Annotated in this window: 10 protein-coding genes; 4 read left to right on the top strand and 6 right to left on the bottom strand. The window is 41.3% G+C overall.

Going from position 1 to position 10,841, the window contains the following annotated elements; genetic code table 11:
* The coding region (locus AAGC65_RS21740) for an isocitrate/isopropylmalate family dehydrogenase (RefSeq protein ID WP_343114569.1) at positions 1–414 on the top strand (414 nt) is incomplete at its 5' end.
* A gap of 139 nt (positions 415–553) precedes the next feature.
* A complete protein-coding gene (locus AAGC65_RS21735) occupies positions 554–1,534 on the top strand; it encodes a type I phosphomannose isomerase catalytic subunit (RefSeq protein ID WP_343114568.1) in 981 nt (326 codons plus the stop codon).
* Between the two features lie 304 nt (positions 1,535–1,838).
* Here AAGC65_RS21735 and AAGC65_RS21730 read toward each other — a convergent pair whose 3' ends face one another.
* The 5 genes from AAGC65_RS21730 to AAGC65_RS21710 form a co-directional block, all read right to left on the bottom strand.
* Complete coding sequence (locus AAGC65_RS21730) at positions 1,839–3,317, bottom strand: ATP-binding protein (RefSeq protein WP_343114567.1); 1,479 nt, start codon at positions 3,315–3,317, stop codon at positions 1,839–1,841.
* A gap of 347 nt (positions 3,318–3,664) precedes the next feature.
* Positions 3,665–4,318 carry a DNA alkylation repair protein gene (locus AAGC65_RS21725; RefSeq protein WP_343114566.1) on the bottom strand — a complete coding sequence of 218 codons (654 nt, stop codon included), beginning with the start codon at positions 4,316–4,318 and terminating at the stop codon, positions 3,665–3,667.
* A gap of 6 nt (positions 4,319–4,324) precedes the next feature.
* A complete protein-coding gene (locus AAGC65_RS21720; RefSeq protein ID WP_343114565.1) occupies positions 4,325–4,795 on the bottom strand; it encodes a YciI family protein in 471 nt (156 codons plus the stop codon).
* A gap of 81 nt (positions 4,796–4,876) precedes the next feature.
* Positions 4,877–6,001, bottom strand: a complete 1,125-nt coding sequence (hppD, locus tag AAGC65_RS21715; protein ID WP_343114564.1) for a 4-hydroxyphenylpyruvate dioxygenase — start codon at positions 5,999–6,001, stop codon at positions 4,877–4,879.
* A 115-nt stretch (positions 6,002–6,116) separates the two neighbouring features.
* Entirely contained in the window at positions 6,117–7,271 is a 1,155-nt protein-coding gene (locus tag AAGC65_RS21710; RefSeq protein WP_343114563.1) for a homogentisate 1,2-dioxygenase, read from the bottom strand.
* Positions 7,272–7,625: 354 nt separating this feature from the next.
* Here AAGC65_RS21710 and AAGC65_RS21705 point away from each other — a divergent pair, with 354 nt between their 5' ends.
* Entirely contained in the window at positions 7,626–8,621 is a 996-nt protein-coding gene (locus AAGC65_RS21705) for a fumarylacetoacetate hydrolase family protein (RefSeq protein ID WP_343114562.1), read from the top strand.
* Positions 8,622–8,624: 3 nt separating this feature from the next.
* Positions 8,625–9,512, top strand: a complete 888-nt coding sequence (locus tag AAGC65_RS21700) for a flavin reductase family protein (protein WP_343114561.1) — start codon at positions 8,625–8,627, stop codon at positions 9,510–9,512.
* Between the two features lie 508 nt (positions 9,513–10,020).
* Here the strand turns inward: AAGC65_RS21700 and AAGC65_RS21695 are convergent.
* On the bottom strand, positions 10,021–10,767 hold the full coding sequence (locus tag AAGC65_RS21695) for a LytTR family transcriptional regulator DNA-binding domain-containing protein (RefSeq protein ID WP_343114560.1): 747 nt from the start codon (positions 10,765–10,767) through the stop codon (positions 10,021–10,023).
* Positions 10,768–10,841: the final 74 nt, after the last annotated feature.

The raw sequence follows: 10,841 nt of genomic DNA, 5'->3' as shown, positions 1-10,841 counted from the left end.
GGCGACGTACAATCTGATACCGTAGCACAAGGTTTTGGTTCATTAGGTTTAATGACCTCAACATTGGTTACACCAGATGGTACCGTAATGGAAGCTGAGGCAGCACACGGTACAGTTACCCGCCACTACCGCGAGCACCAAGCTGGCAAACCAACTTCTACAAACCCTATCGCGTCTATTTTTGCATGGACAAGAGGTTTGGAGTTCCGTGGTATGTTAGATAACAATAAGGAGCTGGTTAACTTCTGCAAAACTTTAGAGCAAGTTTGTATTGAAACTGTTGAGAGTGGTAAAATGACCAAAGATTTGGCCATCACCATTAAACCAAAAGTTGAACACGGTAAAGATTACTTATACACCGAAGAATTTTTGGCTGCTATTGACGAAAACCTGAAAGCCAAATTAGGCAAGTAATTAATTGCAATAAACATACAGGAGCCCGCCCCATAAAGGCGGGCTTTTTTGTGGCCTTGAATAAGTTTTTGGTAAAAAATGATGAATCGGTTTATCCTTTCTTTTTTAACTCCTACCTTAGCGTCATAAAAATTACATCATGTCAGCATTATATCCGTTAAAATTCAAAACCATTTATAAAGATAAGATATGGGGTGGTCAAAAGATCAAAACGTATTTGCATAAAGATTTTGGCGATCTGCCAAATTGTGGTGAAACCTGGGAAATATCAGGCGTAAAATCTGATGTATCTGTTGTAGCCAATGGCGAACTTGCCGGAGAATCTCTGGCCGATCTGCTGGAAAAATTTCAGGGCGAGTTGGTAGGCGAAAAGGTTTATGCTCATTTTGGTAATATATTCCCTTTGCTGATCAAATTTATTGATGCCAACGAAGACCTGTCTATCCAGGTACACCCAAATGATGAACTGGCCAAAAAGCGCCATAACTCATTTGGTAAAACCGAAATGTGGTACGTGATTGAGGCCGACCCGGGTTCAACCTTAATTGCCGGTTTTAACCAGGAACTTACAGAACAGGTTTATTTAGATAAGCTAAACAGCGGTCACTTAACTGATATCCTGAACAAAGAAGATGTAGCTGCGGGTGATGTTTTCTTTTTACCGGCCGGCCGTGTACATACTATAGGTAAAGGATTGCTGATTGCCGAAATTCAGCAAACATCTGATATCACTTACCGTATTTATGATTTTGACCGCGTTGATGATAAAGGCAACAAACGTGAGCTGCATACCGAAGAGGCACTTGCCGCTATTGATTATAAACATTACCCTGAATATAAAACCAGCTATCAGCCTAAAAAGGATGAAACCGTAAAACTGGTTAGCTGTCCGTATTTTACTACCAACCTGCTTGATTTTACACATAGCACTTCAAAAGATTATTCAGCATTGGATTCATTTGTAGTACATGTATGTGTTGAAGGAGCTTACACCGTAAAATATAATGGCCAGGAATACCCGGTTAAAATGGGCGAATGTATTTTATTACCTAAAAATATTGATCAGGTAACGCTTGATACTACAACAGGCTTTAAAATACTGGAAAGTTATATTGAATAGTTAAAATCTCAAACATGTCATTGCGAGGAACGAAGCAATCGCGAACAATGCAAGTTCTCTCTTGAAAGTATGCGATTGCCACGCTATCGCTCGCAATGACATTTTTTATATGATTTATATTCCCGCTTCGGAGTTACCCAATTTTTTTTCAACATTTTTTTTCAATCAGCAAATTAAGCCTGCTGACCGAGATATTTTTTCCTCAGTTGCGATTTTATTTCTACAAATTTCCAGTCTGTTCCGGGAATCTGACACCCGATAAGTTATTGATATAAATAGGCTTATAAAGGGATACAACAGCAGGCTATACCAACTTGATTGTAAATTTAGTACCTATGTTAACGGTACTTTCAACCTTGATGGTTCCGCCAAGCGCTTCTATCTGGTTGCGGGTTATAAACAGGCCAATTCCTCTTGCATCGGGGTTTTGGTGAAAGGTCTTGTACATGCCGAATATCTTGTCGCCAAAACGTTCCAGATCAATGCCTATTCCGTTATCCTCAAATATGAGGTAAACAAAATTACGGTCTTTAATAGTGTAGCACTTAATGAATGGCTTTCTGTCCGGATGACTGTATTTTAAGGCATTGGTAAGCAAATTTTGCAAAATACTCTCCATATAAGCCGGTATGTAGCTCATTTGAGGGCATTGGCTAAAATCATATTCAATATGGGCGTTAAGTGCTTCTATATTACTTTTTACAGCTAATTGTATGTTTTTGAAAATGGTTTCAAAATTAATTATGCTACGCTCATTAGTGATCTCTGTCTGAATTTTAACAATTTCGTTCAGATGTTCAATAGTCGAATTCAGGCTGCTGCTGATGGATTTAATATGGGAAAAAATCTCAGCACGATCTGTGTTAGCTTGCGTTTCTTCATATAAATTCACCATAAATTGCAGGTTACCTGTGTGCGAACGCAGGTTGTGCGATACGATGTATGCGAAATTTTGCAGTCGCCTGTTTTGATCGGTAAGCAAATTGAGCGACGACTCTAAACTCAACCCTTTACGTTTGCTGTTATCAATATCCTGAATAATACCCTTTACAGTTATACACTTGCCAAATTCATTAATAATAGGTATTCCTTTGGCCCTTACCCATATAACATGGTTTTTAGCCGTTCTGAAAAGCAACTCCAGATCATACGGCTGACAAAATTCAAGCGCGTTATTTATAGCCGTATGCAGTATGGGGCGATATTGAGGTTCAAAAAAGCTTATCAACTCATCAATGCTAAGTTTTACTTCTGTTTGTAACTCAAAAATTTCATAGGTATGCTTTGATAGTGTTAGGTTAAGGCTGCCCGCTTCTATTTCCCAGCTTCCTAATTTCGCGATCTGGATAGTATCTGCATAATCAAGATCGTCCCGTACAGCCTTTAGTTGATCTTGTTTGTACTGGTTGATATTGATGATTGAGCCATAAATTGTTTTAGCTTTTGTATCTGAATGCCTTTTAACAGTACTCTCAAACCAATGATAGCCAGATGATTTGGTAAGTAACCTTACCTGTATAGGGTTATGTTGTTTAGTATCCTGATTATTTAAAGCGTTTAGGAAAATAGCTTTATCCTGATGGTATAGCAGATGTTCAAAAAAAGTGTGATTAGAGCATTCAATTTCGCCGGGCTCATAACCCAGTACGGTATAAAACCCAACCGACCATTTAATTACCCTGGTATTAATAGTATACTCCCAAATGCCGGCATTAATGTTATCAATTATTTGAGCAAGATGTAACCTGCTATCGTCAGAAAACTTATCTTCAGAAAAACTCATATTGTTAATAGCCTACTCAATTACTCGTTACGCATACACCACCTATTAGAAAATTATGTGCCATAATTTCAATTTTTAAAAATTACAACCATAAGTTGTATTTGCCGTTCCTCCGGTCTACATCATTTAGGCCCAAATTGGCCAACTTCAAATATAATATTTGGAATGGTATAAATTACTCTTATTCTGATGATTGCAAAATAAATATATAATTGTAAACTCTATTAGCATCAGAATGTGAACTTAAATACATCTTTTTTTACACCTTTAAGGTTGGTAGTAAAAAAGCATTCTTAAAAAGAATAGCATAATGACTTTGGAGTCATATTGAAAATAGGTGGTTAATGTTACCTGGTTGTGAGTTCAGCTAAGGCGTTCTTAGCTATCCATTTTGCAGCTTTATGATCCTGCTTTAAAATGTTATGCGCCGTTTGTATAGCCAGTAATTTTAAGGTATCGTTTCTTTTGCCTGTTTGCCGCAGGGCCCAGTTTATAGCTTTTTTAACAAAGTTTCGATTATCCCAGGCTTCGCGCTCTATAATGGGGAATAACTTAATAAATGTATCGTCAGGGGCTGTTTTATGATGTACCGCGTATTCGGCCATTAAAACAAATCCTGCCCGTTTTACAAACTCTTCTTCATGACCACTAAACTCAACAGCTTTAGCAATGGCAAATGGGGTGCGGTCAAATAAATTTCCGCATACCTGGTCGCACAGATCCCAGGAATAAAAATCCTTTGTCCATCTATCTATTTGTTGTTCGGTTACCTGGGCCGGGTCATCAATCATGGAGGCCAGCAGGCGGGCCTCATGCAAGCGGGTATCCCAAAGTTCAAGGGCAAGGGTATGATCTTTTTTGATGATCCGGGCCAGTTTACGCAACTCCGGAAGTTTTACTCCGATAGCAAGTGTGATATCAATGCCAAAGCGTTGCATACCGGCCAGATAAGCAGGATCGGCTTTATCTTTTAAAAGCTCCATGATCTCTTGTACCGCCATCCCGTTTTAATCGGTTATGCTTTTACTTTGCAATTTGTTGTGTATGCTGTTTACCTCCATAAGCGCCGCTGAGCAATAAAAAGGATGCAGTTCCATTACCAGTGATCCTGCTTTTACAGCCGGATCTGTTTCGGTAAGTTTTTTAGCTTCTTCGAGGGTTTCCACATTAAAAATGAATATCCCTCTTATTTCCTGATCATCCATAAATGGCCCTGCCACTACTAATTTGCCCTCCTCGGCCAAACGGGTAATGTTTTTTAGATGTGCCATTTGCAACTGCATGCGGGCTGCAGAATCCTGCAAACGGTTTGGCCCTTTTTTTAAAAAAGCCATGACATATTTTTTCATGCCGTATTGATCAGCACCCAACTTTTTGGCAAGGGCAGCATCATAAACCGGTTTGGTTGTCTGATTATTTTGAGCAAAGCAATTCATGCCAAAAGCAATGATGACTGCAAGCAGGATAAGTTTCTTCATGATATTAGGATTTAAGCTGTATATCAAATATAATGAAACTACTTAACAAAAGAGCCGGGCTAAAGCCCGGCTCATATCTCATTAAAGATTACCTCTTATTTCCTGCTCGCGTTCAATGGCCTCAAATAAGGCTTTGAAATTGCCGGCACCGAATGATTTGGCGCCTTTGCGCTGAATGATCTCAAAGAACAGGGTTGGCCTGTCTTCAATAGGCTTGGTGAATATTTGCAACAGGTATCCCTCGTCATCGCGGTCAACCAGGATACCCAGTTTTTTCAATGGTTCCAGGTTTTCGTCAATGTGACCAACGCGATCGGTTAGTTCATCGTAGTAGGTTGTGGGTACGGTCAGGAATTCCACCCCACGGCTTTGCAGATCAGTTACGGTTGCTACAATGTCATCTGTAGCCAATGCAAGGTGCTGTACGCCTTCATCCTCATAAAATTCAAGGTACTCCTCTATCTGCGATTTCTTTTTGCCCTCTGCCGGCTCATTGATCGGGAATTTCACGTAGCCGTTGCCATTGCTCATCACCTTACTCATCAGGGCCGAGTATTCAGTACTGATCATTTTATCATCAAATGTTAAAATGTTTTTGAAGCCCATGATATCCTCATAAAAATTAACCCATTGATCCATTTTATGCCAGCCCACGTTGCCAACGCAATGGTCAATATATAAAAGACCGGCAGCAGGTGGGTTAAAGCTATTTTCCAATGGTTGATAACCCGGTAAAAACAGGCCATTATAGTTTTTGCGCTCAACAAACAAGTGAACGGTTTCGCCATAAAGTTTTATGCCGCTGGTACGTACTTCGCCATGCTCATCGGTAAGGGTTTGAGGCTGTTGATAAGGTAAAGCGCCGCGTTTGGTAGTTTGCTCAAAGGCATCATAAGCATCATCAACCCAAAGGGCAAGTACTTTTACACCGTCGCCGTGTTTTTTGATATGCTCAGCTATCGGATGATCGGAGTGCAGGGGAGTAGTAAGTACAATCCTGATCTTACCTTGCTGCAATACGTATGATGCCCTGTCGCGTACACCGGTTTCGGGCCCGGCATAGGCCAGGTTCTGAAAACCAAAAGCGGTTTTATAATAATGAGCGGCCTGCTTGGCATTACCTACATAAAATTCAACATGATCGGTACCGTTAAGCGGTAAAAAATCTGTTGTTTGTCGTTGTTTATCTATGGTTTGTGTTTGCATTGTTTTAATTTTTGTAATTTTTTCATGTCATTGCGAGGAACGAAGCAATCGCGAATTGCGCAGATAAATCTTTTCGTATTCGCGGTTGCCACGCTACGCTCGCAATGACAAAAGACTATTGCCAGCTTTTATAATAATTTTCGTCCTCAATTTTTATAGCATCTTCCGTGAGCATCAGCGGGCGGAAGGGGTCTATCATTACAGCCAGTTCGTCAGTTGATTCTTTACCTATTGATTTTTCGACCGAACCCGGGTGCGGGCCGTGCGGTATACCTCCCGGGTGCAAAGTAATTTGCCCTTTTACCACACTTTTGCGGCTCATAAAGTCGCCATCAACGTAGTATAAAACCTCATCGCTATCCACATTGCTGTGATTATAAGGCGCCGGAATAGATAGCGGGTGATAATCAAACTTACGCGGCACAAAAGAGCAGATCACAAAATTGTTGCCCTCAAAAGTTTGATGAACCGGAGGCGGCTGATGCAAGCGCCCGGTTATAGGTTCAAAATCATGAATTGATAATGCCCAGGGATAATGGAAACCATCCCAACCGATAAAATCAAAAGGATGGGTACCATATATGTAAGGATATATCAAGCCCTGTTTTTTGATTAATATCTTGAAATCGCCATGCTCGTCATGAGTTTCCAGATTGGTGGGGCGCTTAATATCGCGTTCGCAATAGGGCGAATGTTCCATCAACTGCCCGTACTGATTTCGATACCTTTTTGGCGGACGTATAGGGCTAAAACTTTCTATGATAAATAAACGGTTATCGGGCGTATCAAACTCCAGTTGATAGATGGTACCGCGTGGTATCACCAGGTAATCACCGTATACAAATTTGATATTCCCGAAGCCTGTTTTTAATGTGCCTGATCCCTCATGTATAAAAACTACCTCATCGGCCTGACTATTCTTATAAAAATAATCTGTCATCAACATACGCGGTGCAGCCAGTGAGATATGTAGGTCGCTGTTTACCAGTACCGGTTTACGGCTTTGCAGGTAATCATCCTCAGGCTTAATATTAAAACCGATCAGACTGGTATGCTTCAGATGTTTTTCTCTCGCTATCTTAGGTTCAACGCTGTATGGCTCGCCTAAAGTTTTCACAATAGTGGGCGGATAGGCATGATACACTAAAGAGTACAGGCTTGAAAAACCTTCTGTTGATACCAGTTCTTCGGCATATAAAGTACCATCGGGCTTACGGAATTGCGTATGCCGCTTAGGCGGGATAGCTCCTAATGTATGATATAAGGGCATGTTGTTTTAATTGGTTAACAATAAAACGTTTAAAATATCAAGATAGTTTTAGGGGACCTTGGGACTGACAGACTATGGGACTATGGAATTATTTGATTAAAACAGAATTAATCTTTACTCCATCATCCTTACTCCACAAATCTGCCTTAGTATTGTGCAAGTACTATTTTGGCAAGCATAGCATTCCTGAACGATGATGCATCGCTCATACTGGTGAGGCCCAGGGAAAATAAAAAATGCTTCTGTATGGTTAACATGATATACGAAATTAGAGCTAATAATTTTAATACGCAAGGGTAGGTTTACCGAATCAACTAAAATTGCTTAGTTTTGATTTAACCAATTAACCTACCTATGAAATTAGTATCGTATAAAACCGAAGACCGCGAACACTTAGGCGTTTTTATAAACAACCATATTTATAACCTTAACTCCTGCGATAAGCTGATACCCGATAATATGAATGAATTTTTATGGGGTGGCGAGGAACTGATGGATCATGCCAAACGTGTTCATGAAGCTATAATCTCAGGAAAACTGGAAGCCAAAGAAGAGTTGTTTTTTGAACTTACAGCCCCTGTACCGCATCCAACCTCATGTCGGGATGCTTATGCATTCAGGCAGCATGTAGCCGCAGCCCGCCGTAACCGTAAGGTTGATATGATACCCGAGTTTGACCAATACCCCGTGTTTTATTTTACCAACCATAATGCCATACAAGGCCCCGGCGAAATTGAATGTATGCCCGATCATTTCAACAAGCTCGATTTTGAGCTGGAGGTAGCCGTGGCGCTTTATAAAAAAGGCCGCAACATTAAAGCTGCCGATGCGGATAGTTTTATTGCAGGCTTTATGATCATGAATGATATGAGCGCACGCACTCTTCAAATGGAAGAGATGCTGCTAAACCTCGGCCCGGCAAAAGGCAAGGATTTTTCAACCGTGATTGGCCCCTGGTTAGTTACTCCCGATGAGCTTGAACAGTACAAGATAGCACCCAAACCTGGCCACACGGGCAATGCCTATAACCTGGAAATGAAGTGTGTGGTTAACGGCAAACAGGTATCATTAGGTAACATGGCAGATATGGACTGGACCTTTGCCGAAATTATTGAACGCTGCGCTTACGGCTGTGATGTACTGCCGGGCGATGTAATAGGCTCGGGAACGGTTGGTACAGGTTGTTTTCTGGAACTAAACGGTACCGGTTTGCTCAACGATGCTAATTATCAACCTCAATGGTTAAAGGATGGCGACCTGGTTGAAATGGAGATTACCGGCTTAGGTATGCTGGCCAATATTATCAAAAAGGCTGATAGTGATTTTTCCATATTGGGATTAAAGAAGTAGAAAATGCTATCCATTAAAGTCTCCGATCTCTCTGTAGGGCAATTGCATAGCTACCTTAATCATGCTGTGGCACCGAGACCTATTTGTCTGGCCTCAACAGTAGATCAGGATGGCAATGTAAACCTGAGCCCTTTTAGCTTTTTCAATGTGTTTAGTACCAATCCGCCGGTTTGTGTTTTTTCGCCGTCGCGCAGTGTAAGGGACAATACTACCAAGCATACGCTGGAGAATGTTCTGGAGGTGCCTGAGTGTGTGATAAACATAGTTAATTACGATATAGTGCAGCAGGTTTCACTTTCCAGTGTTGCTTACGCCAAAGGGGTAAACGAGTTTGTAAAATCGGGTCTAACACCTTTGGCATCCAGTCTGGTTAAACCACCCCGGGTGGCCGAAGCTCCTGTGCAGTTGGAATGTATCATCCGGGAGGTTATTTCCTTAGGCGATACCCCGGGCGCAGGTAATCTGGTTTTGGCCGAAATTAAAATGCTCCATATCAGCGAAGGTATTTTAGATGCTGACGGCAGAATTAACCAGGCCAAAATTGACCTGGTGGCCCGCCTTGGTGGTGATTGGTATTGCCGTGTTACCGAGGATAACCTGTTTAAAGTAGCCAAGCCCAATATGAAAATGTGCATTGGGGTTGATGCCCTGCCGCATAGCATCCGCAATTCAAGGGTACTTACCGGGAATAACCTGGGGCAGCTGGGTAATCTGGAAACCCTGCCAACTGATGAGGCAATCGAAGCCTTTGCGCAACTGCCGGATGTGAAGGACCTTCTGGATGCTACCATCGGTGATAGCCAGACCCGCGAGCTGCAACTGCACCTGAAAGCCAAACAACTTTTAGATGATGACAGGGTAGAAGAAGCCCTCATGATTTTGCTTATGTAGCAGTTTTTGATTCATGCCCGGCAAAACTTTTTAAAATTTTATTTTAACATAATTTGGACTCAAAATCATCTAAAAATTGCCGTAAATCTTTGAAAAAAGAGCTGTTTTGAGCAGAAATCATTCGTTTTAACTCACTTTTACTGCGTTTTTTAAGCTTTAAAAAGTTGTAATTTGTTGATTGTTAGTTATTTGTTTTTTTTATTCTGTGATTTTGGGACTCTCTTGATCTTAATAAAACAGGCCGATAGTACTTGAATTACTACCGGCCTGCTGATTTATGTAAAGATACGAAAAATGTTTGGGTGAGTAGTTTAATTGTATACGCTACCGCGAGTTTATAACTCAGGGTGGCACGTGGCTTCAGCTTTCAGCTGAACGTAAGCTGAAAGCTGAAGCCATGATAGCCACGAGATACGCTTCGCTAATTTCGCGGCAGTGAACGAGATTAGTAAGGCAAAAAAAAGAGACGCATTACATGCGTCTCTACAAAATATTTTTAAAGGTGGTTTTATATTCCCAGCACTTGTTTCAGTTTTACGTAGCCCGTTTTGCTTACCGGTATTTTAGCGCCCGATTTAAGGATAGCCAGATGCGCATCTTTTTCGTACGGATCTATACGGGTAATTTGCTGTATGGCTATGATGTATGAGCGGTGCACACGTACAAACTGGCGCGCATCAAGCGTTTGCTCAAAAAAATTCATGGTTTTGTTTTTGAGGTACGAGCCTTCTTTGGTAAATACGCTTACATAATCATCGTCGGCTTGCAGGTACTCTACATCGGCTACAGGGATAATTTTTACCTTGGTACCGGTTTTTACCACAATACGCTCATGCTGCGATGGCGATTGCGCCGCGGCGGTTTCCAGCAGTTCTTCGGTTTGTTTTGGCGCGTGCTTTTCGGGCGCGGTGGCCAGGTATTTTTCAATAGCCTTATTAAATCTGTCTTTACTGAAGGGTTTTAACAGGTAGTCAACAGCGTGCGCTTCAAAGGCTTTAATGGCATATTCATCAAAGGCGGTAGTAAATATCACTGCGGGCGGCTGGTCCACCAGTTCAAGCATTTCAAAGCCATTTATCTTTGGCATCTGCACATCCAGAAAAATCAGATCGGGCTGGTGCTGCTGTATGGCTTTAAGCCCCTCAAAGCCATCGTTGCATTCCTGCAGCAATTCAATTTCACTAAAATTTTGCAGATATTCCTTTACAACCATACGGGCTAAAGGTTCATCATCAATAATTAAGGCTCGCCTCATAACTGTGGTATTTTTATAATGGTTGTAAATATATTATCATTTGCATGAGTTTCCATCAAATCGTTACGGGCAAA

It is taken from the genome of Mucilaginibacter sp., assembly GCF_039207105.1.
Taxonomy (GTDB): domain Bacteria; phylum Bacteroidota; class Bacteroidia; order Sphingobacteriales; family Sphingobacteriaceae; genus Mucilaginibacter.
The sequence above is the reverse complement of the archived record's forward strand: the minus strand, read 5'-3'. Positions and strand labels throughout refer to the sequence as shown.

Bases quoted from the DNA above. Each gene is read 5' to 3' on its own strand.
- AAGC65_RS21735 (WP_343114568.1), top strand. From the start codon at position 554: ATGTCAGCATTATATCCGTTAAAATTCAAAACCATTTATAAAGATAAG.
- AAGC65_RS21730 (WP_343114567.1), bottom strand. From the start codon at position 3,317: ATGAGTTTTTCTGAAGATAAGTTTTCTGACGATAGCAGGTTACATCTT.
- AAGC65_RS21725 (WP_343114566.1), bottom strand. From the start codon at position 4,318: ATGGCGGTACAAGAGATCATGGAGCTTTTAAAAGATAAAGCCGATCCT.
- AAGC65_RS21720 (WP_343114565.1), bottom strand. From the start codon at position 4,795: ATGAAGAAACTTATCCTGCTTGCAGTCATCATTGCTTTTGGCATGAAT.
- hppD (WP_343114564.1), bottom strand. From the start codon at position 6,001: ATGCAAACACAAACCATAGATAAACAACGACAAACAACAGATTTTTTA.
- AAGC65_RS21710 (WP_343114563.1), bottom strand. From the start codon at position 7,271: ATGCCCTTATATCATACATTAGGAGCTATCCCGCCTAAGCGGCATACG.
- AAGC65_RS21705 (WP_343114562.1), top strand. From the start codon at position 7,626: ATGAAATTAGTATCGTATAAAACCGAAGACCGCGAACACTTAGGCGTT.
- AAGC65_RS21700 (WP_343114561.1), top strand. From the start codon at position 8,625: ATGCTATCCATTAAAGTCTCCGATCTCTCTGTAGGGCAATTGCATAGC.
- AAGC65_RS21695 (WP_343114560.1), bottom strand. From the start codon at position 10,767: ATGAGGCGAGCCTTAATTATTGATGATGAACCTTTAGCCCGTATGGTT.